General features: G+C 72.5%; 23 protein-coding genes. 16 read left to right on the plus strand and 7 right to left on the minus strand.

Features of this window, described 5'->3' with window-relative positions; genetic code table 11:
- Nucleotides 1–62: 62 nt before the first annotated feature.
- From ACIP79_RS22010 to ACIP79_RS22025, 4 genes are all read left to right on the plus strand, one after another.
- On the plus strand, nt 63–896 hold the full coding sequence (locus tag ACIP79_RS22010; RefSeq protein WP_401226262.1) for a PPK2 family polyphosphate kinase: 834 nt from the start codon (nt 63–65) through the stop codon (nt 894–896).
- Nucleotides 897–1007: 111 nt separating this feature from the next.
- The gene (locus tag ACIP79_RS22015; RefSeq protein WP_401225825.1) at nt 1008–1853 is read left to right on the plus strand and encodes a polysaccharide deacetylase family protein; all 846 of its coding nucleotides are present in this window, start codon (nt 1008–1010) and stop codon (nt 1851–1853) included.
- A 30-nt stretch (nt 1854–1883) separates the two neighbouring features.
- Nucleotides 1884–2060: a hypothetical protein gene (locus ACIP79_RS22020; protein WP_401225828.1), complete on the plus strand. Its 177-nt coding sequence runs from the start codon at nt 1884–1886 to the stop codon at nt 2058–2060.
- A 136-nt stretch (nt 2061–2196) separates the two neighbouring features.
- Nucleotides 2197–2952 (plus strand): peptidyl-tRNA hydrolase, encoded by a 756-nt coding sequence (locus ACIP79_RS22025; RefSeq protein WP_401225830.1) that lies wholly within the window; start codon nt 2197–2199, stop codon nt 2950–2952.
- A 20-nt stretch (nt 2953–2972) separates the two neighbouring features.
- On the opposite strand, the gene ACIP79_RS22030 is transcribed toward ACIP79_RS22025, so the two are convergent.
- On the minus strand, nt 2973–3338 hold the full coding sequence (locus ACIP79_RS22030; RefSeq protein ID WP_401225832.1) for a darcynin family protein: 366 nt from the start codon (nt 3336–3338) through the stop codon (nt 2973–2975).
- A gap of 84 nt (nt 3339–3422) precedes the next feature.
- Entirely contained in the window at nt 3423–4316 is an 894-nt protein-coding gene (locus tag ACIP79_RS22035; protein WP_401225834.1) for an NAD(P)H-binding protein, read from the minus strand.
- A gap of 103 nt (nt 4317–4419) precedes the next feature.
- On the opposite strand from ACIP79_RS22035, the gene ACIP79_RS22040 reads away from it, so the two are divergent.
- The 6 genes from ACIP79_RS22040 (at nt 4420) to ACIP79_RS22065 (ending at nt 11677) form a co-directional block, all read left to right on the plus strand.
- Nucleotides 4420–5379, plus strand: coding sequence for a LysR family transcriptional regulator (locus ACIP79_RS22040; protein WP_387178173.1), 960 nt, complete (start codon nt 4420–4422; stop codon nt 5377–5379).
- Between the two features lie 190 nt (nt 5380–5569).
- On the plus strand, nt 5570–6358 hold the full coding sequence (locus ACIP79_RS22045) for a DUF4142 domain-containing protein (RefSeq protein WP_383689213.1): 789 nt from the start codon (nt 5570–5572) through the stop codon (nt 6356–6358).
- A 182-nt stretch (nt 6359–6540) separates the two neighbouring features.
- A complete protein-coding gene (locus tag ACIP79_RS22050) occupies nt 6541–8013 on the plus strand; it encodes a DUF692 domain-containing protein (protein WP_401225837.1) in 1473 nt (490 codons plus the stop codon).
- 249 nt (nt 8014–8262) lie between these two features.
- Nucleotides 8263–9030, plus strand: a complete 768-nt coding sequence (locus tag ACIP79_RS22055) for a DUF4142 domain-containing protein (protein WP_401225839.1) — start codon at nt 8263–8265, stop codon at nt 9028–9030.
- A gap of 99 nt (nt 9031–9129) precedes the next feature.
- Nucleotides 9130–9915 carry a TIGR04222 domain-containing membrane protein gene (locus tag ACIP79_RS22060; protein ID WP_401225840.1) on the plus strand — a complete coding sequence of 262 codons (786 nt, stop codon included), beginning with the start codon at nt 9130–9132 and terminating at the stop codon, nt 9913–9915.
- A 121-nt stretch (nt 9916–10036) separates the two neighbouring features.
- Entirely contained in the window at nt 10037–11677 is a 1641-nt protein-coding gene (locus ACIP79_RS22065) for an alpha/beta hydrolase (protein ID WP_401225842.1), read from the plus strand.
- A gap of 24 nt (nt 11678–11701) precedes the next feature.
- Here ACIP79_RS22065 and hemQ read toward each other — a convergent pair whose 3' ends face one another.
- The gene (gene hemQ, locus ACIP79_RS22070; protein ID WP_383681505.1) at nt 11702–12421 is read right to left on the minus strand and encodes a hydrogen peroxide-dependent heme synthase; all 720 of its coding nucleotides are present in this window, start codon (nt 12419–12421) and stop codon (nt 11702–11704) included.
- A 4-nt stretch (nt 12422–12425) separates the two neighbouring features.
- Nucleotides 12426–13910, minus strand: coding sequence for a protoporphyrinogen oxidase (gene hemG / locus ACIP79_RS22075; protein ID WP_401225844.1), 1485 nt, complete (start codon nt 13908–13910; stop codon nt 12426–12428).
- A gap of 161 nt (nt 13911–14071) precedes the next feature.
- Here hemG and ACIP79_RS22080 point away from each other — a divergent pair, with 161 nt between their 5' ends.
- Nucleotides 14072–15073, plus strand: a complete 1002-nt coding sequence (locus tag ACIP79_RS22080) for a DUF4349 domain-containing protein (RefSeq protein ID WP_401225847.1) — start codon at nt 14072–14074, stop codon at nt 15071–15073.
- Nucleotides 15074–15100: 27 nt separating this feature from the next.
- Nucleotides 15101–16513 (plus strand): FAD-dependent oxidoreductase, encoded by a 1413-nt coding sequence (locus tag ACIP79_RS22085; RefSeq protein WP_401225849.1) that lies wholly within the window; start codon nt 15101–15103, stop codon nt 16511–16513.
- A 56-nt stretch (nt 16514–16569) separates the two neighbouring features.
- Here the strand turns inward: ACIP79_RS22085 and ACIP79_RS22090 are convergent, their stop codons facing one another.
- Nucleotides 16570–16911, minus strand: a complete 342-nt coding sequence (locus ACIP79_RS22090; protein WP_383681500.1) for a hypothetical protein — start codon at nt 16909–16911, stop codon at nt 16570–16572.
- A gap of 282 nt (nt 16912–17193) precedes the next feature.
- Between ACIP79_RS22090 and ACIP79_RS22095 the strand changes: the two genes are divergently transcribed.
- Entirely contained in the window at nt 17194–18009 is an 816-nt protein-coding gene (locus tag ACIP79_RS22095; RefSeq protein WP_401225852.1) for a rhomboid family intramembrane serine protease, read from the plus strand.
- A gap of 6 nt (nt 18010–18015) precedes the next feature.
- Here the strand turns inward: ACIP79_RS22095 and hemE are convergent, their stop codons facing one another.
- Nucleotides 18016–19083, minus strand: a complete 1068-nt coding sequence (hemE, locus tag ACIP79_RS22100) for a uroporphyrinogen decarboxylase (RefSeq protein ID WP_401225855.1) — start codon at nt 19081–19083, stop codon at nt 18016–18018.
- A 179-nt stretch (nt 19084–19262) separates the two neighbouring features.
- Here hemE and ACIP79_RS22105 point away from each other — a divergent pair, with 179 nt between their 5' ends.
- Both ACIP79_RS22105 and ACIP79_RS22110 read left to right on the plus strand, forming a co-directional pair.
- On the plus strand, nt 19263–19934 hold the full coding sequence (locus ACIP79_RS22105; protein WP_401225858.1) for a DUF3000 domain-containing protein: 672 nt from the start codon (nt 19263–19265) through the stop codon (nt 19932–19934).
- A 329-nt stretch (nt 19935–20263) separates the two neighbouring features.
- Nucleotides 20264–20926, plus strand: coding sequence for a LuxR C-terminal-related transcriptional regulator (locus ACIP79_RS22110; protein ID WP_383681496.1), 663 nt, complete (start codon nt 20264–20266; stop codon nt 20924–20926).
- 71 nt (nt 20927–20997) lie between these two features.
- On the opposite strand, the gene ACIP79_RS22115 is transcribed toward ACIP79_RS22110, so the two are convergent.
- Nucleotides 20998–22236 (minus strand): exo-alpha-sialidase, encoded by a 1239-nt coding sequence (locus tag ACIP79_RS22115; RefSeq protein ID WP_401226265.1) that lies wholly within the window; start codon nt 22234–22236, stop codon nt 20998–21000.
- Between the two features lie 360 nt (nt 22237–22596).
- Between ACIP79_RS22115 and ACIP79_RS22120 the strand changes: the two genes are divergently transcribed.
- Nucleotides 22597–23874, plus strand: a complete 1278-nt coding sequence (locus tag ACIP79_RS22120; protein ID WP_401225861.1) for an HRDC domain-containing protein — start codon at nt 22597–22599, stop codon at nt 23872–23874.
- Nucleotides 23875–23929 lie beyond the last annotated feature (55 nt).

Below are 23929 nucleotides of genomic sequence, written 5' to 3' on the forward strand. Positions count from 1 at the left end.
ACGGCAAGAAGCACGGCGGGCGGCGAGGCAGGGACAAGCCGCCCGCCCCGCTCCGCGAGCTCCTGCGTGTCCCCGGCGGCGCCGGGGTCGACCTGTCCTCCTACCCGGCCGACGCCACGCCCGCGGCCCCGCCCGACAAGGCCGCAGCTCTCGCCCACACCGCCCTGATGGGCGTACGCCTCGCCGAACTGCAGGAACGCCTGTGGGCGGCGGGCACGGCGGGCGACCGGCGGCGCGTCCTCCTGGTCCTCCAGGGCATGGACACCAGCGGCAAGGGCGGGACGGTCAAGCACGTCATCGGTCAGTTCAACCCCTCCGGCTGCCGTATCCGGGCGTTCAAGACGCCCACACCGGAGGAACGGAAGCACTCCTTCCTGTGGCGGATCAGGCGGGCGCTCCCCGAGGCCGGCGAGATCGGCATCTTCGACCGCTCGCACTACGAGGACGTCCTGATCGCACGCGTCCGCGCACTGGCCCCGCACCGGGAGATCACCGACCGCTACGGCGAGATCAACCGCTTCGAGAAGTCGCTCGCGGACGACGGCGTCACCGTCGTGAAGGTCTTCCTGCACATCTCCTACGAGCAGCAGGCCCGCCGCCTGCTCGAACGGCTGGACAACCCCGACAAGCACTGGAAGTTCAACACCGGTGACATCGAGGAACGCGCGCTGTGGCCGGAGTACCAGAAGGCGTACGAGATCGCCCTCGACCGCTGCTCCACCCCGGAGGCGCCCTGGTACCTGGTCCCCGCCGACCGCAAGTGGTACCGGAACTGGGCCGTGAGCAAGCTCCTCCTGGAGCACCTCGAAGCCCTCGACCCGCAGTACCCGAAGGCGGACTTCGACGTGGAGGAGAGCCGGAAGCTGCTGCTCGCACAGACCGCTGAGGGCGGCTGACCGGCATCGGCAGGAGGCGCACGGCTCTGCGCGGGTGACTTCGGGGGCACACCCGCGCGGCACGGACAGATAAAGGTCAAATAGTCATATTTGCGTCGATATCTTTATCCGGTGATCATCTCAGCAGCACGATTCGCCGCGGTCTGCGCCCTGGGCGCGGTCCTCGCCGCCTGCGGAGCCCCTGCCACTCCGCCCGCCGCTAAGCCGGAACGCCCGGCACCCGCGGGCGCCACGCCCTCGAAGCCCCCGACGCTCGCCCCGGGACCAGCGGGCCTGACCCCGGTCTTCAGGAACGGCCCGCGGACGCGCGACAAGACCGTCGCGCTGACCTTCGACGCGGACATGACCGCCGACCAGGGGGCCAGGGCGGCGGCCGGGGAGCGCTTCGACAACCCGGGGCTCATCGCCGCCCTGCGGAGTTCCAAGGTCCCGGCCACCGTGTTCATGACCGGACGCTGGGCCGAGGAGTACCCGCGGGAGGCACGCTCCATCGGGCGGGACCCGCTGTTCGAGGTGGCCAACCACTCGTACAGCCACTACGCCTTCACCGACGACTGCTACGGCCTGCCGACCGTCCCCGCGGACGGGATGCGGGCGGACGTGGAGCGGGCGTACGCCGCCTTCAAGAAGGCGGGCGTGCCGCGCGCGATGCCCTACTTCCGCTTTCCGGGCGGGTGTTACGACCAGCGGGCCCTGCGGACGCTGAGCGCGGCCGGCGTCACCGCGGTGCAGTGGGACGTGGTCAGCGGGGACGCCTTCGCCACGGACGCGGAGGCCGTGGCCCGGCAGGTGCTGGACGGCGTGCGGCCCGGTTCCGTCGTCGTCATGCACTGCACGCGGAGCGCGGCTCCGGCGACCGAGCGCGCGCTGCGGACGATCGTGCCCGAGCTGCGCGAGCGCGGTTTCCGCTTCGTCAAGGTGTCCGAGCTCGTCGGGACGGCGACCCGCCACCGGTAGGAGGCCGGGCACGCGTCCTACGCTGGAACCATGAGCGACGACTACTGCGGCACCCGCGCGGACCCGGCCCCCGTCGAGGAGGGGCCGCCGTTCGCCGAGTGCGTGCTGTGCCAGAAGCCGACGGAGTACCCGGAGTCGCACAAGGGGATCACCCTGTGCCCCGTCTGCGCGTGGCAGGAGGCGCAGCGCACCGCCTGTTCGGGCTGACCAACGCACCCCCCCTCGGGCTGACGGGACCCGGTGTCGCCGTCCGCCCCGGACCTCGATGTCGTCCGCCGGGCCCCTCCGGGGACGTACGGGCGGCCCCGGAGGAACGGATCTTCGGCCTGGCAGACTGGAGGGCGTGAGCAGCGACCCGACCGCAGTCGATCCGGCCCCCGAGGGCGACAGCCCCTTCCGTTCCGAGCGCACCGTGCGCGACGAGGCACCGCAGTTCGTGCTGCCCCTCGTCGTACGGATCGAGAAGGCCGCTCCCCCGGCCCGTACCGACGCGCTGGAGACCGCGGCCCGCGCGGTGCTGACGATCCTCAGCGACGAGCGGTCGCTCGGGGAGGGCGAGAGCGCGGGCGAGTGGGCGCAGGCGATGCGGGACTGGCAGGACGCCCGGATCCGCAAGGTCGTACGGCGGGCTCGTGGCGCCGAGTGGCGGCGTGCCGAGGCGCTGCCGGGGATCACCGTGACCGGGAAGTCCGCCGAGGTGCGGGTCTTCCCGCCGGTGCCGCTGGACGGCTGGCCGAAGGAACTGGCCAGGCTCCAGGTGTCAGGCACCGACCTGGAAGACCCCGAGCCCCCGGTGGACGCCGATCCGACGGCGCCCGTGCTGTGGCTCAACCCCGACCTCGGCATGTCGGCGGGCAAGACGATGGCGCAGACCGGCCACGGCGCCCAACTCGCCTGGTGGGAACTGTCGGAGGCGGAGCGCACGGCCTGGCGCGAGGCGGGCTTCCCCCTCGCCGTCCGCACCGCCGAACCCTCGCACTGGCGTGAACTCGCCGTCTCCGCGATCCCGTTGGTCCGCGACGCGGGCTTCACGGAGATCGCACCCGGGCTGACGGTCGCGGTCGAGGGAGTGGACCGCGTCAGGTCGCTCGCGCGCTGACCGCGCCCGCGGGCGGGCCGTCAGGTGGTGATGGTGGCGAGCGGGTCGAAACCGTAGGTACGGGCGTAGCCGTTCTCGGATCCGACGAGGAGGTCGACGACCTCGAAGTAGCGGTCCCAGAACGGGGTTTCGCGCAGTGCGTCGATGAGCAGCTGGTAGGCGGCGTGGTCGTCGGCTTCCCAGACCCAGACGTCGGTGACGCGGGTGGAGTAGAACTCCGTGTCGTAGAAGCGTGACCTGACGCCGGTGGTTCTGGCCCTGATCGCGGGGACCACCTGGGTGGCGAAGGCGTCCATCCGTTCGTGCGGGGTCATGGCGAGCCACTCGGGCAGGGTCTTGATGAGCATGAACGCGGTGACGGGCGGGGCGGTTTCCTCAACGGGCATGACGGGGCTCCATAGTGGCTGGACTGTGGTCCGTGGTCCTGTGGTCCTGTGGTCCTGTGGTCCTCTGGTGGGACGGTGTGGTCCTCAGGAGAGGACGGCGGGCTTGAGGGTCTGGGCGCACCACTGTTCGAAGGTGGTGGGGGAGGCGGTTTCCGGCGTGCGGGTGACGCCCGCGTCGAGGCCCTCGTCCTTGGCCCGCTTCATGTCGACGACGCCCTGGGCGAACTCCTCGTTGAGGCCGTAGCCGACGAGAGCGGTACGGAGCTCGTCCAGCGGCTGCCGTTCGTAGCGGACGGGCCGGCCGAGCTGCTCGGTCATGACGCGGGCCAGGTCGGCGGGCGACAGATCCCGCGGCCCGAGGACGGGGACGCTGTCGGCGCCGGTCCACGAGCGGTCCAGGAGCAGACGGGCGGCGACGGCCGCGATGTCGGCGACGGCGACGAGGGGACTCCTGCGGTCGGCGTCGACGACGTCGGTGAAGACGCCCTTCTCACGGATCGAGTCGGCCTCCTCCAGGAGGTTCTCGAAGAAGGACGGGTTGGCCAGGGCCCGGTAGGCGACGCCGGTCGCGGCGATCAGGTCGTCCATGGCGAGGGAGGCCGTGACGAGGCCCGCGCGGTCGGCGACCGGAGTGCCGCGGCCGAGCGCGGAGACGCCGACGACGTGCCCGACGCCGTGCGCGGTGAACGCCTTGGCAGCGGGGCCGGTGAAGCCGCTGTAGGCGTCCCGCGGGGTCAGGGCGGCGTCCGGCGGGACGAGCCAGAACACGGCGTCCGCGCCCTCGAAGGCGCGGTCGAGAACGTCGGCGTCGCCGTGCGAGCCGGTGACGACCTCGACGCGTTCGCGTACCGCGTCGGGAAGCCGGCCGGGATCGCGCACGATCACGCGCAGTTCCTCGTCGTGGGCGGGGGCGGAGTCGAGGAGCAGGGCCAGCAGATGGCGGCCGATGTTCCCGGTGGGAACGGTGATGACGATCATGGAAACCTCGTGGCTCGTGCGGATCGGTACGTCCCACATCCTGCGGAGGACCGAGGTGTTGCCACAATGGGAACCTGAGCACGGAATACTTGCCCGAAATGGAATAACGCCTGTGAGCAGCAGACCAGAGCCCGCACTCGACGCCAATCTCGCCGTCGCCCTGAACGCCCTGCTGGCCGAGCAGAGCGTCACCCGCGCCGCCGCCCGGCTGCGCACGTCCCCCGCCGCCATGAGCCGCACCCTCGGCCGCCTCCGGCGCGTCCTCCAGGACCCCCTCCTGGTCCGGGCAGGACAGACCATGGTCCCCACCCCGCGCGCCGAGGCACTGCGCGAGGAGGCCGCGGCGGTGGTACGCGGTCTCGGCGCCCTGCTCAGTCCCGGGGCCGGGGTCGACCCCTCCGACCTGCGCAGGACCTTCACCCTCCAGGCTGCCGACCTGGTCGGCGCGGCGCTGGCCCCGGGACTGCTACGGCTGGCCCGGCAGGAGGCGCCCGGGGTCTCGCTGCGGTTCCGGGCCGAGGAACTGGAGGCCGGACCGGCCCTGCGCGAGGGCCGGATCGACCTGGAGGTCGGATCCATCGACCACGTCGACCCCGAGACCCGCGTCGAGGAACTGGTCACCCTGCGGATGGCGGCGGCCGTCAGGTCCGGCCACCCCCTGGCCGAAGGCCCCCTGACGCCGGAGGGGCTCGCCGCCGCCGACCACGTCGTGGTGAGCCGCCGCGGACGGTTCACCGGCCCCCTGGACACCGCCCTGGCCGAGCGGAACCTGCACCGGCGGGTCGCCGTCGTCCTTCCCAGTCATCTGGCCGCGATGACCCTCGCCGCCCACAGCGACGCGGTCTGCCTCATCCCGACCGCGCCCCCCGGCGCCGCCCGCTCCCCGCTGGCCGACTCCGCCGCCGTCCTCGGTCTGCGGCTCCTCGACATTCCGCTGCCCCTGCCGCCCCTGCGCATCGGCATGGCGTGGCACCCCCGCCACATGGCCGACGGAGGCCACCGCTGGCTCCGCGACGCCGTCCGCCGCGTTCTTCGCCCCGGTGCCGCCGAGCCCACGCTCTAGGCGCGCGGCAGGTACACGATGGGGCGGGACCCGCAGAGGTGGCGGCCCGCGGCTCCGGGAGGGCTGGACCGAAGAGGAAGTCGCAAAGAGGTTTGAGCGGAGCTGAACAACGCATCCGTCCCGCACGTACCTCCTGACGCTGGCCAAGTACAGACACTCAACGACCTGTTGGGTTCCCGGGAGGCTCATCATGCGGCGCATCAACGGTACTGCTCTCGTCCTGGCGGCACTTGTCGCCACCGTAGGCGCGCTGGCGTTCCCGGTGTGGTCCTACGCGGACCGTTCGGGGACCGGCCAGGCGAACCTGGCCGCGGGCACGGTGAACACCCGCTGGGGTCCGCTGACCGCCCAGGACCGCGACCTGATCGTGCGCGTACGCCTCGCCGGCCTGTGGGAACTGCCCGCGGGCCAGCAGGCGTTGGAGCGGGCACCCTCCGAGGCGATCAAGGAGGTGGCCGACCACCTCATCGTCGGACACACCGACCTCGACAAGCGCGTCCGGATCATCGCGGCCCAGCTCGGCGTCGAACTGCCCAACCAGCCGAACGAATTGCAGACCGGCTGGCTCAAGGAGATGACCGCGGCGAGCGGCGCGGACTACGAGTACAAGTTCGTGAACCTGCTGCGGGCCGCGCACGGAAGCATCTTCCCCGCCATCGGCACCGTCCGGAACACCACCCGCAACACCCTGGTACGCCAGCTCGCCTCGGACGCCAACCAGACCGTGCTCGACCACATCACGGTGCTGGAGAAGACCGGCAAGGTCGACTTCGACGCCATCGCGAACACGGCGGCGAACGGTTCCACCGCCAGCCCGACCGGTCCGCCGCCCCCGCTGCCCGGCCAGGTGGCGCCCTCGGCGCCGGCCGCCGAAGCGACCGGCGACGTCTCGACCACGTCCAAGCCCTCGCCCGGCGCGCCGGGCACCGTCACCACCGCCCGGCCGGACCCGGTGGACTCGGACGGCGTGCTCGGATAACCGGCCGCCGAGCCCGCCCGCACCCCGGATCCGAACCTCAAATGTTGCTCTGAACGTGCGGAGTACGAGGTTCGGAGCCGGCCGCGGGGGCCATACCTCCGTCACACCGGAGCAGCGGGCCGTCGAAGGGGACGCACAGCCGGCCCCGGTGTGGCCGTGCGGGTGAGGTGGAGGAGGGGACGATGCAGCGACTGGGGACGGGTATCGGATGGCGGCCGGAGATCGCGGACGCCGTGGAGCGCATGCCGGGCATCGACTGGGTCGAGGCCGTGGCCGAGAACCTCTGCACGGGCCATCTCCCCGAGTCACTGCTGCGGCTGCGCGAACGCGGCGTCACCGTGGTCCCGCACGGCGTCTCCCTCGGCCTCGGCGGCGCGGACCGTCCCGACGAGGCCCGCCTGAAGGCCCTGGCCGAGCGAGCCGAGGTACTGGCCGCACCGCTCGTCACCGAGCACATCGCCTTCGTCCGCGCGGGCGGGCCCCTGACGGCCTCCGCGCTCCTGGAGGCCGGGCACCTGCTGCCTGTCCCCCGCACCCGGGACGCACTCGACGTCCTGTGCGCGAACGTCCGTATCGCCCAGGACGCGCTGCCCGTCCCGCTCGCGGTGGAGAACATCGCCGCGCTGCTCTCCTGGCCCGGCGAGGAGATGACGGAGGGCCAGTTCCTCTACGACCTGGCCGACCGCACGGGCGTACGCCTGCTCATCGATGTCGCCAACCTCCACACGAACCATGTCAACCGCGGCGAGGATCCCGTGAAGGCCCTCGACGAACTCCCCGTCGAGGCCATCGCGTACGTCCACGTCGCCGGCGGCTTCGAACGGGACGGCGTCTGGCACGACAGCCACGCCCACCCCGTCCCGCGACCGGTCCTCGACATCCTGGCCGAGCTCGCCTCCCGGGTGACCCCGCCGGGAGTCCTTCTGGAGCGGGACGAGAACTTCCCCGAACCGAGCGAGCTGGAGCGGGAGTTGGGGGCGATCCGCGCGACGCTGGACAAGGCCGGGGCCCGGCCGGGCGCGCGGACGGGCGCGCCGGCTTCCGGCGCCGCCCTGCCGCCGTCCCCCGGCGAAGCCGAAACGGCAACCGGCACGGCGACCGGCACAGGGACCGGCACAACGACCGACACCGAGACCGGCGCAGCAACCGGCACACGGACCGGCGCAGGAACCGACACCGAGACCGAGACCGGCGCGGCGACGGAGCCGGCGACCAGGACCGGAGCCGGCGCGGACACCGGCCCCGCGCGCCAGCGCCTCGCCCTCTCGCAGACCGCGCTGCTCTCCGCCCTCGTCGCGGGGACCCCCGTGCCCGAGGGGTTCGACCGGGTACGGCTCGGGGTGCAGGCGCGGGCGCTGGCCGCCAAGCGGGCGGACGTCGTGGCGAAGGTGGCCGAGGAGCTGCCGGAGATCCTCGGGCGGGGCTACCGGCCCGCGTTCCTCGCGTACGCGCAGCGGCATCCGATGGCCGGCGGTTACCGGCGCGACGCGCTGGACTTCGCCGAGCACCTGCTCCTCGCGGGCCGCCCCGGGGACGCGGAGACCCGGCGGCGGCTGCGCGACTGGTGGCTGGAGCGCTCGGGCCCGGCCCCGCTGTCGGCGCACCCCGCGGCCCGCTTCGCCCGCGCCACCCGCCGGGTACTGCTGCGCCGCTGAGTGCGCACGGCGGCGCTCCGGACCGCCGTGGAGTGTGCGCGGGTTAACACGGCCTGCTGTGAAGGTGATGTGCGCGCCCCGTTTCCACGTCTTTGCGGCGGTCTGACGTACGCCCGAACCACCACATCCACCGCGTTCCACCCACCCCTCAACCCTGCTTTCGCGTACGGCAGTTGGCACCGCACCCGCAGTAGCATGCCAATTCGCACGCGGAACGCACTCAGGTGCGGTGCCGCAACAGGAGGCACCATGCGATCCATCAACCGCACCGGATTGGTCAGTGGGACAGGGCTCATCGTCACGGCCCTCACGGCCACCCTGGCGGCGCTGGCCTTCCCGATCTGGTCGTACGCGGACCGCTCGGGAACCGGCGTCGCGGCCCTGAACACGCAGACCGTGTCGACACAGTTCGGTCCGCTGTCGGCGCTGGACCGGGAGTTCGTCACCAAGGTCCGGCTGGCCGGGCTGTGGGAGCTGCCCGCGGGCCAGCAGGCCCAGGAGCGCGGCACCACCGAGGCCGTAAGGACCGCCGGCGAACACCTCATCGCGGGCCACGCCTTCCTGGACGCCCGGGTCCGCAACGTCGCCGCGCGGCTCGGCCTCGAACTGCCCAACCAGCCCAGCGACCAGCAGCGCCAGTGGCTCACCACGCTCTCCGCCGCGCACGGCGTGGACTACGACCGCGAGTTCGCGAACATCCTGCGCGCCGCGCACGGCAAGGTCTTCTCGCTCGTCGCCCAGGTCCGCGCGAACACCCGCAACTCCCTGGTCCGTGACCTCGCCGACGACGCGAACACCACCGTGCTCGACCACATCAAGGTCCTCGAAGCCACCGGATACGTCGACTTCGACGCCCTCGCCCAGGACGCGGCGAGCGCCGCCCCGCCGCCGGTGACCTACTCCCCCGCGCCGCCCGGCCCCACCCCGTCCCCGAACTCACCTGTTCCGGTGCTCCCGTCACCGGGCTACACCCTTCCCCCCGCCGCCTCACGCGACAACTCGTCCTCGATCCCGTAGGGGCCGTCGCGGCGAGCGGAGCATCACATACCGGCAACGCTCCGTCCATCATGTGAATAAGTCATGGCGCTCACCCGGTCCATCGCATAGAAAAACGCCATGTTCTGGGTACTTCTCCTGCTGCCGGCCTGGGCCGTGGCCGGCACCGCGTGCGTACGGCTGTGCCTGGCGGCCGTCCGTGCGGCGGCCGTCGACGCGACAGCGGCCCGCGATCACAGCCTCACGCTCTACGAGGCGGCGTTCCTGTCCGGCGGCCCCGCCCGGGTCGCCGAGCTGACCCTGGTGTCGATGGCCCGCCAGCGCCGCCTGCTGCTCGCGCACACGGGCTGGGCGACCGTCGTGGACCCGCGCGGTCACGACGAGATGGAACGCTCGGTCATCGGGGCGATCGGCCCGGAGGGGCAGTCCCGGATAGCGCCCGTGCGGGCGAGCGCGGCCACCGCGGAGTCCGTGCACCGCCTCGCCGACCGGCTCGTCGCCGCGGGCCTCGCGGTGCCCGACGGCGAACGCACCATCGCGGGCGCGGTCCGCCAGGTCCAGGCCGCCGCGGCGACCGTTCTCGTCCTGGGCGCGGTGGCCCTGCTGCTGCCCTCGCGGGCTCCCGACGCCGGGTACGAGGTGCCGGTCGCCGTCTGGTTCGCGCTGCCGCTCATCCTCACCCTGAGCTGCCTGGCGATCACCCGGATGGAGGTGCACCCGTACTCGCGCTGGGCGTCCCCGGCCGGCCAGCGGCTGCTCGGCACCCTGGCCAGGCATCCCGACGGCACGGGCGACGACCGTACGTACCTCACCTCCGTCGCCGTACGCGGTGTCCGCGCCGTCGGCGAGCCGGACCTGCGCGCGGCCTTCACCCACCGCGACCGCAGCGCGGGCCGAAGGGGCTGACGGGCGCGCCGGGGGGCGCATCGGGGTCATTGGAGCCGACACTGCGGCCCGGTGCTTTACTTCGCCGACGGCCGAACGAAACATCCCCTTTGTCGCTGCCGTACGCCGAAGGGATTACGCGATGAGAGCTGCCGTCCTCTACGGAACAGCGGGATCGTTGCTCCTGTCCGCCCTCGTCACCGTCCCCGCGGGCGGCGATCCCCGGTGGCCCGGGGAGCCGTTCGGGCCCGGCGCCGACACGCGCGGCACCGCCGTCGCCGCCCAGCGCGCCGCGGCCGCCGGGGTCCGCTTCGGCACCTGCGCCAAGGTGGAGGACCTCCCGGAGAACGTCCGGTGCGGCACGGTCACGGTGCCCCTCGACTACGCGCGCCCCGACGGCAGGCAGATCAAGCTGACCGTCAGCCGCGTGAAGGCCACCGGCAAGGACGGGAAGAACTCCAAGCGCAAGGTCCCGCGCCAGGGCGCCCTGGTCTACAACCCCGGCGGCCCGGGTGCGTCCAGCATGTACTTCCCGCTGGTCGGCTCCCTGCCCGAGTGGAAGCGGCTGTCGGCCGCGTACGACCTCGTCGGCTACGCCCCGCGCGGAGTGGGCCGCTCGGCCCCGATCTCCTGCGAGGACCCGAAGCAACGGGGAAAGGGGCCCACGCAGTCATCGACCCACCCCTCGGAGTCGTACAAGAAGGAGCGCATCGCGGAGGCGAAGGCCTACGCGCGCGGCTGCCTCAAGCGTTCCGGCACAGCCGTCCAGCACTACACCTCGCTCAACAACGCGCGCGACCTCGACGTGCTGCGCGCCGCGCTCGGCGAGCGGCGGCTGACCTTCATCGGCGCCTCGTACGGCACGTACTTCGGCGCCCTGTACGCGACGCTCTTCCCCTCCCACGTACGCCGGATGGTCTTCGACTCCGCGGTGAACCCGGACCCCGAGCAGATCTGGTACCGGAACAACCTCGACCAGTCCGCCGCGTTCGAGATCCGCTGGGCGGACTTCCGCGCCTGGGTCGCCCGGCACGACGACGTGTACGGGCTCGGCGCCACGCCAGACGAGGTGCTGCACAGCTACGAGACAGCGCGGGCGCGGCTCGCCGCCTCGCCCGCCGGCGGCAAGGTGGGGCCGGGGCAGTTGCAGGGCGCGTTCCTCCAGGCCGGGTACTACGACGACTACTGGCCGCACCGCGCCCAGGCCCTGTCGGCGTATCTGAAGGGCGACCCGAAGCTGCTGATCGAGCAGGCGGGCCCCTACCCGGAGGCGGCGGCCGAGCAGGAGAACGGCAACGCGGTCTACACCGCGGTCGAGTGCAACGACGCGCCGTGGCCCACCGACTGGCGCACCTGGGACCGCGACAACACGCGCCTGGCCCGCAAGGCGCCGTTCGAGACCTGGGACAACGTGTGGATGAACCTGCCCTGCGCGTACTGGCCCGTGCCCCGGCAGCAGCCGCTGGACGTACGGACGTTGCCCGGTGAGCTGCCGCCGACCCTGATCCTGGCGGCCGAACGGGACGCGGCGACGCCGTACGAGGGTGCCAAGGCGCTGCACCGGCGGCTGTTCGGCTCGGTCCTGGTGACCGAGAAGGACGCCGGGACGCACGGCATCGGCGGCGGCCCCAACAAGTGCGTCAACGGCCACCTGGACGCCTATCTCCTGGAGGGCAGGCTCCCGGTGCGGCACGCGGAGTGCGCGCCGCACGCGGAACCGAAGCCGGTGAGACCGGGCAGCCGTTCGAAGGATCTGGAGAAGGACGTGAAGAAGGCCTCCTGAGTCCGCCCGGCGCTCCGGGCCGGCTCAGGCGAGGCCGGCGACCAGCTCGGTGAGGTCCTTGCGGCGGCCCGTGTAGAACGGGACCTCCTCGCGGACGTGCATCCGGGCCTCGGAGGCGCGCAGCAGACGCATGAGGTCGACGATGCGGTACAGCTCGTCGGCCTCGAAGGCGAGGATCCACTCGTAGTCGCCGAGGGAGAACGAGGCGACGGTGTTGGCGCGCACGTCGGGGTAGCCGCGGGCCATCTTGCCGTGGTCGGCGAGCATGCGGCGGCGGTCCTCGTCGGGCAGCAGGTACCAGTCGTAGGAGCGCACGAACGGGTAGACGCTGATGTAGTCGCGCGGCGTCTCGTCGGCGAGGAACGCGGGGATGTGCGAGCGGTTGAACTCGGCGGGGCGGTGCAGCGCCATGTTCGACCAGACCGGCTCCAGGGCGCGGCCCAGCTTCGTGCGGCGGAAGAGGTTGTACGCCTCCTGGAGCTGGTCGGCGGTCTCGGCGTGCCACCAGATCATGAGGTCGGCGTCGGCGCGCAGCCCCGACACGTCGTACGTTCCGCGGATGGTGACATCCTTCGCGGCGAGCTGGTCGAAGAGCTCCTGGACCTCGTCGGCGTAGCCCGCACGGTCCTCGGGGAGCACGTCCTTCAGTTTGAAGACGGACCACAGGGTGTAGCGGATGACCTCGTTGAGGTCCTTGGCCTTCTTGCCTGCGTTCGGAATCTTGGCGGGGGCGTCGTCACTCATGGGCCTATTCTCCCGCGCCGCCGTGCAGGCTCCGCACCGGGTTCGTGATCAGCGCGTCCAGTCCGGCGCGGTCGCCGCCGAGCTGGTCCACCGCCGCGTACGCGCTCGCGACGCAGGCCGGGACTCCGACGCCGTCGTAGGCCGCTCCGCAGACCGCGAGCCCCGGGAGCGCGCCCACGTGTTCGCGGACGCGGGCCACGCGCGCGTGGTGCCCGACGGGGTACTGGGGCAGGCCCTCGTGCCAGCGCGTCACGCGGGTCGCGACGGGGACGGCGGCCAGGCCGGTGGCCTCGCGCAGGTCGTGCCGGGACACCTCCACCAGGTCGGCGTCCTCCTTGCCGAGCACCTCGGTCTCGCCGTGGCGGCCCACCGAGGTGCGCAGGACGAGCAGGCCGGGGTTCTCCTCGGCGATCCAGCCCCATTTCCGCGAGGCGAAGGTGGCGGCCTTGATGGTGTGCCCGTCGACCGGCGGCACGAGGAAACCGCTCCCTTCGGGGAGGGTGATCCCGGCGCTCCGGTAGGCGAGGGTGACCAGGGCCATGGACGCGTACTCCACGGTGGCCAGTTCGGCCGCGGCGGCGGGCGCCTCGGCGCGCAGCAGGGCGGCGGCGGCCGGGGCGGGCACGGCGAGGACCACGGCGTCGGCGTGCCGGACCCGGCCCGGGGTGACGACCCGCCAGCGCCCGGCCGGGGAGCCCGCGCCTGCCGCGCCGATGGCCCGGCGCAGCTCCGTGACCGCTGCCCCGGTGACGATCTCGGCGCCCCGCGCGCGGACCGACTCCGCCACCGCGAGGGGCAGCCGGCCGACGCCGCCCTCGATGCCCATGAAGACCGGGCCGGTCTGCCGCTGTCCGGCGGCCTTGGCCTGGATCTCGCGGACGGCCTCCGTCAGCGAGTCGTGGGTGCGGGCGGCCTCGAAGAGCTGGGGGACGGCGGAGCGCAGCGAGATGCGGTAGGCGTCGCCCGCGTACACCCCGCCGAGCAGGGGCTCGACCAGGCGGTCGACCACTTCGCGGCCGAGGCGGGCCGCCACGAACTCGCCCACCGCCACGTCGTCGCCGACCTCCGTCCGGGGCAGCTCGGCGTCCCGCTCGATACGGCGCAGACCCTCGTCGGACAGGACGCCGGTGAGCGCGGACGCGGTGCCGGGGACGCCCATGACGTGCCCCTTGGGCATGGGGCGCAGGGCCCCCCGGGTCCACAGCGAGGCCGTGGCGGTGGCGGGTGGCCGGAGCCGGTCCGCGAGCCCGACCTCGCGGGCCAGCCCGACGGCCTCGGGGCGACGCGCGAGCAGCGACTCGGCGCCCAGGTCCACGCGCGCGCCGGCGATCTCACCGGTCAGCAGCTTGCCGCCGAGGCGGTCCGACGCCTCGACGACGGTCACCCGCTCGCCCCGGTCCAGCAGCCGGTGGGCGGCGGCCAGACCCGCGATCCCGCCTCCGATGACCACGACGTGCCGGCCGCCCGTAGGAGTGTCCTGTTCGCGCATGCCACCACTTTCGCAGACGCCACTGACACCCCCGCGGCTCCCCCGGTGTCCTCCACGAGTCCTGACCGTGACCGCATCGGGACCGGATCCGTCCAACGTCGGGGCCCTGCCGGGCGTCGAAGGAGCGTCAGCCGTCGCGACACCCTCGGGGGGATGCCCACATGCGCACACGAAGCTCCGTACGACCCGTCCAGGCCCTGGCCGGGACCCTGCTCGCCGCCACCCTCGCACTGGCGGGCTGCAGCGGCGGTGCGAACGACACCGCCTCCAGTTCGGACGCGGGTGCCAAAGCGGCGGCTCCGGAGGCCGCTCAGGACGCGGCGGGTGCCGGGGACGCCGCGGGTGCCAGGGACAGCGGAAGGAACGGAAGCGAGTCCGCGCCGAAGGCCCCGGACCTCTCCGCGAACCGGATCATCCGCACCGCCTCGCTGACCGTGCAGGTCAAGAACGTGCCCGACGCCCTCGACGAGGCCCGCACGAGCACCGCGAACGCGGGCGGCTTCGTCGGCGACGAGACCACCACCCGGGACGAGGAGGGCCACGAGCGCACCCGGGTGATCCTGCGCGTGCCGACCGAGCGGTACGACGAAGTGCTCGCCGACATGGAGGGCGCCGGCAAACTCCTCGAACGCACGGCCAAGGCACAGGACGTCACGGAACAGGTCGTCGACGTCGAGAGCCGGGTCAAGACGCAGCGCGCCAGTGTGGCGCGGATCCGTGAGCTGATGGACCAGGCCACCGAGCTCGCCGATGTGGTCACCCTGGAGAGCGAGCTGAGCACCCGCCAGGCCGATCTGGAGTCCCTGCTCGCGCAGCAGGCGTCCCTGAAGGACCGCACCAGCCTGGCGACCATCACCCTGACCCTGTCGCAGACCCCGGTGAAGGAGGCGGCGGAGAAGGACGACGACCCGGGCTTCGCGGACGCGCTCGGGGGCGGCTGGGACGCCTTCGTCACGATGCTGCGCTGGATCGCCGTGGCGTTCGGCGCGGTCCTCCCGTTCGCGGCGGGCGCGGCACTGCTCCTGGCGCTGTGGGCGCTGGGGGTACGTCTCCTGCGCACCCGGATGCCGCACAGGCCGGCGCCGGCCGCGGCTTCCCCGGCCGGCACCCTCCCGGTCGCGCCGCCCGCCCGGGAGCGCGAGGAGGGACGCGAGCAGGACTGAAGTGCGCCGCCCCCGTAGCGTGTTCGCATGAGCATGCACGGGACGAGCGGTACCCCCGGTGGGGCGAAGGAACGACTGATCGTGATCGGCGGTGACGCGGCGGGCATGTCCGCCGCGTCACAGGCGCGCCGGCTGCGAGGGCCGGACGAGCTGGAGATCGTGGCGTTCGAACGGGGGCACTTCACCTCGTACTCGGCGTGCGGCATCCCGTACTGGGTGGGCGGTGAGGTCGCCGAGCGGGACGAGCTGATCGCGCGGACCCCCGAGGAGCACCGGGAGCGCGACATCGACCTGCGGATGCGCACGGAGGTCACGGAGATCGACGTCGCGGGCGCCCGGGTCCGCTCCCGGGACCTCGATTCCGGGACCGAGGGGTGGACCTCGTACGACAAACTCGTGCTCGGGACCGGCGCGCGCCCGATCCGGCCCGACCTGCCGGGCGTCGACGCGCCGGGCGTGCACGGCGTGCAGACCCTGGACGACGGGCAGGCCCTGCTGGACACGCTGGCCGCGACGGAGGGCCGTCGCGCGGTGGTCGTCGGCGCGGGCTACATCGGCGTGGAGATGGCCGAGGCGCTCATCAACCGCGGGTACGAGGTGACGGTCGTCAACCGCGGCAAGGAGCCGATGTCGACGCTCGACCCCGACATGGGCCGCCTGGTGCACACGGCCATGGAGGGCCTGGGCATCACGATGGTGAACGGCGCCGAGGTGTCCAAACTCCTCACCGGGGAGGACGGACGGGTACGCGCGGTCGTCACGCAGGACGCGGAGTACCCGGCGGACGTGGTCGTCCTCGGCATCGGCGTACGCCCCGAGACGACGCTCGCGAGGGCGGCCGGGCTGCCCGTGGGCGAGCACGGCGGGCTGCTCACCGACCTCGCGATGCGGGTGCGCGGGCACGAGAACATCTGGGCCGGCGGCGACTGCGTCGAGGTGCTCGACCTGGTGTCGGGCAGCCTGCGGCACATTGCCCTCGGCACCCACGCGAACAAGCACGGGCAGGTCATCGGCGCCAACGTGGGCGGCGGTTACGGTACCTTCCCCGGCGTCGTCGGCACCGCGGTGAGCAAGGTCTGCGACCTGGAGATCGCCCGCACCGGACTGCGCGAGAAGGACGCGCGCCGGGCGGGCCTCCAGTTCGAGTCCGTCACCATCGAGTCGACGAACCGGGCGGGCTACTACCCCGGTGCGGACCCCATGACCGTGAAGATGATCGCCGAGCGCCGCAGCGGACGGCTGCTCGGCGTGCAGATCGTCGGCCGGGAGGGCGCCGCGAAACGCGTCGACATCGCCGCCGTGGCCCTGACCGCGGGTATGACGGTGGAGCAGATGACCGCCCTGGACCTGGGTTACGCGCCGCCGTTCTCTCCGGTGTGGGACCCCGTCCTGGTGGCGGCGCGCAAGGCGGTCATGGCGGTACGCGCGCGTGGCGCGTGATCCGCGGCCCTGACTCCCGGGACGTGATCCGGCGGCTCCGGCCCGGAAGGCAGGTGCTACGCCGTCTCGTGGCCGGCGGCCGTCGACCCGTTGATGCGGTCTATGGCCTGCCGGGCCTGCTCGGCGGGCGGCCGGGCGGGGAACGAGGAGACGGAGGCCGAGGAGGTGACGGCGGCGGGCTGCGCGGCCGGGGGCTTCGCGTGCGCGGCGGGGCGACTGGAGCGCAGCCGGTGGCTGACGGCCTCGTCGAGTGTCACCGGCCGCTGCATCCGCGCCGCCAGCCGTCCCGCCTCCTGGCCGAGCGCGGCGACGTCTTCCCAGGGCAGGTGCAGTACCAGGGCGATCTCCGCCTCGCCGTCGGGCAGGGCATGGATCGGAGGATTGACTCGGTCGTTCATCGCCTGTGTCCTCACGTCTTCCTCGCGCCACGTCTTCTTCGCGGCTCGGGCGGTTGAGGAGACATACGCACGAGGGTGCGGAGACGTTCAGCGACACAGGAGACACATGAGGGGCGCACGGGGAGCGTGGCCAGGGCGTGCGGTGCGTGCGAGGGGTGTGCGGAGTGGGACGAGCGCCCGGCGCGAGCCGACGGCACCGGAGCGGGGGCAGGCGGGCCCACGCTCCTGGCGCCGCAGGCCGGCACCCGGATTCCACCGCCCCATCGCGGGCAGTACTTCCTTGTGGTCATCCCCGTCCATGACGTGAATCCGGTACGGCACACGCCCTATGTGACGTACGCGCTGATCGCCGTCAACGTGCTCGTCTTCCTCGCGACGCCCGGCGTCGCCGACTCCGTGGCGGGCGGGAGCGAACTGTCGCGGCTCTGCCACCTCCAGGCGTTCCTGGACCACTACGCGGCGGTGCCGCAGGAGTTGGTCCACCACCGCATGCCGGGCCTCGTGCCCACCGGCGAGGTCGGAGTGGGCCCGCGGGGAACGGGCTGCGTGGTGGCCGCGCCGGACTACGACAAGTCGCCGGCCCTGTCGGTGCTGACTGCGATGTTCCTGCACGGCAGTTGGCTGCACCTGCTGGGCAACATGCTCTTCCTGCTGATCTTCGGGAACAACATCGAGGACCGGCTGGGACACGTGCGGTTCACGCTGTTCTACGTGATCTGCGGCTACGCGGCCTCCTACGGCTTCGCGTACCTGAACAGCGACTCGGGCGACCCGCTGATCGGTGCCTCCGGAGCGATCGCCGGGGTGCTGGGCGCGTATCTGGTGCTCTATCCGAAGGCCAGGGTGTGGGTCCTCGTCCCGTTCCTGGTCTTCCTGCCGCTGCGCCTGCCCGCCTGGATGGTGCTGGGCTTCTGGTTCGCCCTCCAGGCGGTGTACTCCTCCGGCGAGGGTGTCGCCGACGCCGGGACGGTGGCGTACGCGGCCCATGTGGTCGGCTTCCTGGCCGGGATGCTGCTGGCCTGGCCGCTGCGCGCGGGCACCCCGCCGCCGCCGGAACCGCGCCGCCTGCTGTGGGGCAGGCAGGCGCGGCACACCTAGGAAGTGTCAGCGCGCGGTGTGCGTGTGTACGTAGTCCACGAGCCGGGTCAGCGCGTCCGGGTCGGTGGTCGGCGGGACGCCGTGGCCGAGGTTGAAGACGTGGCCCTCCAGGCCGGCGGCCGCGTCGAGCACCTCGCGGGTCTTGGTCTCCACGGCCTCGGTCGTGGAGAACAGGACGGCCGGGTCGAGGTTGCCCTGAAGGGCCTTGCCGGGGCCGACGCGGCCGGCGGCGACGTCGAGCGGCACACGCCAGTCGACACCGACCACGTCCGCGCCGGCCTCGCCCATGAGCCCGAGCAGCTCACCGGTGCCGACCCCGAAGTGGATGCGCGGCACGCCGTACGACGCCACCGACTCGAAGACCTTCGTGGACGCCGGCATCACCGAGCGCCGGTAGTCGGCCGGTGCCAGCGCGCCGACCCAGGAGTCGAAGAGCTGGACGGCACTGGCGCCCGCCTCGATCTGCACCCTCAGGAAGGCGGAGGTGATCTCGGCGAGACGGTCGAGCAGGTCGGCCCAGAGCTGCGGGTCGCCGTACATGAGCGCCTTGGTGTGCTCGTGGTTCTTGGACGGACCGCCCTCCACGAGGTAGCTCGCGAGGGTGAACGGCGCGCCCGCGAAGCCGATGAGGGGGGTCGGGCCGAGCTCGGCGGTGAGCAGACCGATCGCCTCGGTGACGTACCAGACGTCCTCGGGGGTCAGATCGCGCAGCTGTGCCAGGTCGGCGCGGGTGCGGATCGGCTTCGCGACGACCGGGCCGACGCCCGGCTTGATGTCGAGGTCGATCCCGATGGCCTTCAGCGGTACGACGATGTCGCTGAAGTAGATCGCCGCGTCCACGTCGTGCCGGCGGACCGGCTGCATCGTGATCTCGGCGACCAGCTCGGGCCGCATGCAGGAGTCGAGCATCGCGATGCCCTCGCGCACCTTGAGGTACTCCGGCAGCGAGCGGCCGGCCTGCCGCATGAACCACACCGGAGTGTGCGGCACGGGCTCACGCCTGCACGCCTTGAGGAAGGCGGACTCGTAGGTGGCTGGCGGCTGCTGCCCGTCGGGGCGGTCGTTGGCACTCACGACGGAAAGTCTCCCACGGCTCACCGGCCCCCAGGTCCCGGGCAGCCGGTGTCAGGGCGCCGCGGGCCCCGCGCGGCGGCGCTCGCGCGGGCGCGTGCAATCGGCACGATCCGGACAGTGGTCCCACGCACGGGTGTCTCTCCCTGCGCGAAGGCTCTGTTCCCCTTAACCTTCCCCGCATGGCTGCGGCTCAGGGACGACTGTCGGACGGCGCTGGCGGAACGGATGACGCGAAGGAGGGGAACCGAGATGCGATGGCGACGGCTCCGCCGCCCTTCCGGGCCGCCGTCGACGCGCTGAAGGGCGCGCGGCTGCGGCCGGAGATCGAGATCGACCCCACGCCCGCGCCCAAGCGCCTGGCCCCGTACGCGTACGCGCTGGAGGCGGCGGTCGTCGCGAACGACGAGGACCTGGCCGACGGCCGTCTCGTGCTGCTGCACGACCCGGCGGGCCACGACGCCTGGCAGGGCACCTTCCGGCTGGTGACCCTGGTCCGCACCGAGCTGGAACCGGAGATGGCGGCCGACCCGCTGCTTCCCGAGGTCTGCTGGTCGTGGCTGACCGGCGCGCTCCAGGCCCGCGGTCTGTCGTACGGCGAACCGAGCGGCACCGTGACGCGCGCCGGTTCGCACTACTTCGGCGGTCTCGCGGAGCGCCCCTCCGCCTCGCAGATCGAGATCCGGGCCTCCTGGACGCCGCGGGAGGGCATGGGCGGTGTGCCGGACTCGGCCACGCATCTCGCCGCCTGGTGCGATCTGCTGTGCCAGATCGCCGGGTTGCCGCCGGTGACGCCGGGCGAGGCCTCGGTGGTCAGCCTGCCGCAGCGCCGGGGGCCGCAGCAGTCCCGCTGAGTCCACGGTTCAGGGCACCGGTCCCGTCCCGGTCGGAGCCGTGGTCCCGTACCGGTCAGAGCCGTCCCGGTCAGAGCACAGTTCACGATGCTTCTTTGTCGATACGCCAACTTTCGGCCGCGTATTGACGCGGAATGACGCCGAGCGACTCGGTTCGATCTTCGGATGATCGATCGCGTGTCCGAATTGCACGGATTGTTACTCACCAAATCGTGATCATTCTCTAAAGGCGGACGGGTTTGATGCCGAAGACGTCTGTGACCTTGAAAGCACGGTTCGTCCCGGCTTCATCCCCAGAGCCGGTACCGTCCCGCACCCCAGGAGGCCTGGTGTCCGTTCTCCTCGAGCAGCCCGCAAGCCTGGTCGCCTACCGCCCGAACAAGCCGACTGCCATGGTGGTCGTGGCCGACCCCCGGGTCCGCTCGACCGTCACCCGCCACCTGTGGGCGCTCGGAGTGCGCGACGTCATCGAGGCGTCGTCCGTCGCGGAGGCACGTCCCAGAATCGGCAATCCACGCGACATCTGCGTCGCCGATGTCCATCTTCCCGACGGCAGCGGGCTCACCCTGCTGTCCGAGACCCGCGCCGCGGGCTGGCCCAACGGCCTCGCCCTCTCCGCCGCCGACGACATCGGCGCCGTACGCAACGCCCTCGCGGGTGGCGTCAAGGGCTACGTCGTCACCGGCACCCGCAACAACATCGGGCTCCCCACCCGGCCCGGCGTCGCGCCGATCGGTTCGGCCGCCGCCCGTATGCACCGCCGCCCCCCGGGTTCCCCGAGCCACCCGGGCGGCTACCGCGAGCTCTCCGGACGAGAGGTCGAGGTGCTCCGGCTGGTCGCGGAGGGCCAGTCGAACAAGGCCATCGGCGTCTCGATGGGCTTGTCCGCACTGACCGTCAAGAGCCACCTCGCCCGTATCGCCCGCAAGCTCGGCACGGGCGACCGCGCCGGGATGGTGGCGGTGGCCCTGCGCACGGGAATCATCCACTGACCCGCACCGCCCACCCCTGAACCCTCCGCTCGCCCGGCGGGTTCACGACCCCGGCGCCCGTCGACTGAACGTCAGTCGACGGGCGCTTTCCACAACTCGCGCAGCGGGATGCGGCGGAACTCGATCTCCTCGTACGCCGTTTCGGCTCCCGTCTCGTACAGGACCCCCAGCGTCCGGGCGTCGGGCTGCACCAGGTCCGAATAGGCGGCCTTGCTCTCGGAGAGGGTCAGCACCTTGCGGAAGGCCCGGCCTCCGTCCGCGCTCCCCCAGATCGCCATCGCCGCGCGGTCGGTGGGCACCGAGGGCGCCGAGAACACCAACTCCCCCTGATCACCCGTGAGTTGCAGCAGCGCGCCCTGCACCAGAGGTACGTCGTCGAGCGAGTGCTGTGCGTCGTAGTCCTGGTCGAGGGTGGCACCGCCGTCGCTGGAGTACGCGTCGAGACGGTTGCCGACGGCGGTGCCCTTCTGGTTCCGGGAGCTGAAGTACAGCCGCCCGTCGGGCAGTTGGGCGGCGGTGGACTCGTTCGCGTTGTGCACGCCCTCGTAGGAGTCGTCCACGAAACCGAGCTGCCAGGAGCGGCCTCCGTCGTCGCTGTAGATCGCGTGGGCGCCGAAGTACCTCGGTTCCTGTCCGGTGTCCGTGGAGCCTTCGGGCGGGGCCGCCGAGTGGTTGGCGGGCACGACCAGCCGGCCCGCGTGCTCACCGCGGGCCAGCGCGACGGCGTGGCCCGGCCCCGTCGCGTACCAGCGCCAGCCGGGCCGCTTCACCGTCGAGGTGATCTCGCTCGGCGCCGAGAAGGACAGCCCGTCGTCCCGGCTCCGCTGCACGAACACCCGCCTTCCCTGTTCCTCGGTGGCCTCGCCGCGCAGGATCTGCGCCTCGGTGACCGCGCCGCTGTTGTACGAGGTGACCAGCACGACGTGTCCCGTCCTGGGATCGACGACCGGCGCCGGGTTGCCCCGGGTGTCCCCCTTGCCTGCCGTGACGACCCGCAGCGGTCCCCAGGTGCAGCCGCCGTCTCGCGACCTCCTGAGCACGATGTCGATGTCGCCGCTGTCCGCCCTGCCGCCCAGCCGCCCTTCGGCGAAGGCCAGCAGGGTGCCCTCCCGGGTCCGGACGACGGCGGGTATGCGGTAGGTGGCATAACCACCGGTGCCCGATACGTAGGGGACCGACGAGGCGCAGCCGTGCTTCGCATCCGCACCGACGGCGTCGGCGTCGTCCGCCCAGGGCCGGGCGGCGACCACCAGAGCGGCGACGACGACCGCGGCGGTCCCGAGAGCGGCGACACGGCGGTTCAGGAACATATGGTTCACGGTCTTTCCCCGGGATGCGGAAGGGTCGGCGGTGGCCGACCTGGGACGATCCACGTGAACCTAGAGGTGCCCCCGGGGCACGGCAACTCCCTTGAGGCAAAAGCCGGGTGAAAGGACGACAGCGACCGCCGGGGTCCCGACCGGCGCTCTTCCGACGCTCGTCGGCCTCCGTTCAGGCAGGTGATGGGGTCCGTTCGGACGGCGCGAGGACGTGATCACGGCACCCACGGCGTGCGGTGCGGGAGACACCTGGCGGCCACGAGATCCACTTGAGCGGCGTTTTCGCAGGTGAACCGACCAATGACTGGAAGATGCAGGTCAGCCGCTCGAACATCCCGATACCCTTGACAGGTGACCGACGCCCAAGAGACCGCAGAAGACAGCTCACTGCGAACCACCGGAGGCGGCCCTCCGGACGACGTCGAATCGGCGCCGATCCCTTTGCTTGAGCCACGAGACGGAATTCCGCCCGTCGTCGTCGACGACGCCTCGCTCGCCGAGGTGATCGCCGCGTTCGCCGCCGGATCGGGCCCCGTCGCCGTCGACGCCGAACGCGCGTCCGGATACCGCTACGGCCAGCGCGCCTACCTGGTGCAACTGCGCCGCGAGGGCGCGGGCACCGCCCTGATCGACCCCGTGGCCTGTCCCGACCTCTCCGGGTTCGGTGCGGCGATCTCCGACGCGGAGTGGGTGCTGCACGCCGCCACGCAGGATCTGCCGTGTCTCCGCGAGATAGGCATGATCCCCTCCCGCCTCTTCGACACCGAGCTGGCCGGCCGGCTCGCCGGGTTCCCCCGGGTGGGCCTCGGCGCCATGGTCGAGGGCGTGCTCGGCTTCGTACTGGAGAAGGGGCACTCGGCGGTCGACTGGTCGACCCGCCCGCTGCCCGAGCCGTGGCTGCGGTACGCGGCGCTGGACGTGGAACTCCTGGTCGACCTGCGTGACGCGCTGGAGAAGGAGCTGGAGCGGCAGGGCAAGCTGGAGTGGGCCCGGCAGGAGTTCGACGCGATCGCGCAGGCCGATCCGGCGCCGCCGCGCAAGGACCCCTGGCGGCGTACGTCCGGGATGCACAAGGTGCGCCGGCGCAGGCAGATGGCGGTCGTACGGGAGCTGTGGGAGTCCCGCGACCGGATCGCGCAGCGCCGGGACATCTCGCCCGGCAAGGTGCTCGGGGACGCGGCGATCGTCGAGGCGGCGCTCGCCCTGCCCGTCAACGTGCACGCGCTGTCCGCGCTGAACGGCTTCGGACACCGCATGGGACGCCGCCAGCTGGAGCAGTGGCAGGCGGGCGTCGACCGCGCCAGGGCGCTGCCGGACGCCGAGCTGCCGCAGCCCGGACAGCCGGTGACCGGTCCCCCGCCGCCGCGCGCCTGGGCCGACAAGGACCCGGCCGCCGCGGCCCGGCTCTCCGCCGCGCGTGCCGCCGTCTCGGCGCTCGCCGAGGAGCTGAACATGCCCCAGGAGAACCTGATCACCCCGGACACCGTGCGGCGGGTGTGCTGGGAGCCGCCGACCGTGCCGGACACCGAGTCCGTGGCGGCGGCGCTCGCCGGCTACGGGGCGCGGCCCTGGCAGGTCGAACAGGTCACCCCGGTGCTCGTCTCGGCGCTCACCCCGGCCAAGGCCTGACGGCAGGGGCCGCCCCGGGCATGCCGGGGGCGAGTTCACGCCAAGATCACCGGAC

The sequence above is a fragment of the Streptomyces sp. NPDC088747 genome, from assembly GCF_044751025.1.
In the GTDB taxonomy this organism is placed as follows: domain Bacteria; phylum Actinomycetota; class Actinomycetes; order Streptomycetales; family Streptomycetaceae; genus Streptomyces.

Bases quoted from the DNA above. Each gene is read 5' to 3' on its own strand.
- ACIP79_RS22020 (WP_401225828.1), top strand. From the start codon at position 1,884: ATGAGCGACGACTACTGCGGCACCCGCGCGGACCCGGCCCCCGTCGAG.
- ACIP79_RS22030 (WP_401225832.1), bottom strand. From the start codon at position 3,338: ATGCCCGTTGAGGAAACCGCCCCGCCCGTCACCGCGTTCATGCTCATC.
- ACIP79_RS22035 (WP_401225834.1), bottom strand. From the start codon at position 4,316: ATGATCGTCATCACCGTTCCCACCGGGAACATCGGCCGCCATCTGCTG.
- ACIP79_RS22045 (WP_383689213.1), top strand. From the start codon at position 5,570: ATGCGGCGCATCAACGGTACTGCTCTCGTCCTGGCGGCACTTGTCGCC.
- ACIP79_RS22050 (WP_401225837.1), top strand. From the start codon at position 6,541: ATGCAGCGACTGGGGACGGGTATCGGATGGCGGCCGGAGATCGCGGAC.
- ACIP79_RS22055 (WP_401225839.1), top strand. From the start codon at position 8,263: ATGCGATCCATCAACCGCACCGGATTGGTCAGTGGGACAGGGCTCATC.
- ACIP79_RS22060 (WP_401225840.1), top strand. From the start codon at position 9,130: ATGTTCTGGGTACTTCTCCTGCTGCCGGCCTGGGCCGTGGCCGGCACC.
- ACIP79_RS22065 (WP_401225842.1), top strand. From the start codon at position 10,037: ATGAGAGCTGCCGTCCTCTACGGAACAGCGGGATCGTTGCTCCTGTCC.
- hemQ (WP_383681505.1), bottom strand. From the start codon at position 12,421: ATGAGTGACGACGCCCCCGCCAAGATTCCGAACGCAGGCAAGAAGGCC.
- hemG (WP_401225844.1), bottom strand. From the start codon at position 13,910: ATGCGCGAACAGGACACTCCTACGGGCGGCCGGCACGTCGTGGTCATC.
- ACIP79_RS22080 (WP_401225847.1), top strand. From the start codon at position 14,072: ATGCGCACACGAAGCTCCGTACGACCCGTCCAGGCCCTGGCCGGGACC.
- ACIP79_RS22085 (WP_401225849.1), top strand. From the start codon at position 15,101: ATGAGCATGCACGGGACGAGCGGTACCCCCGGTGGGGCGAAGGAACGA.
- ACIP79_RS22090 (WP_383681500.1), bottom strand. From the start codon at position 16,911: ATGAACGACCGAGTCAATCCTCCGATCCATGCCCTGCCCGACGGCGAG.
- ACIP79_RS22105 (WP_401225858.1), top strand. From the start codon at position 19,263: ATGGCTGCGGCTCAGGGACGACTGTCGGACGGCGCTGGCGGAACGGAT.
- ACIP79_RS22115 (WP_401226265.1), bottom strand. From the start codon at position 22,236: ATGTTCCTGAACCGCCGTGTCGCCGCTCTCGGGACCGCCGCGGTCGTC.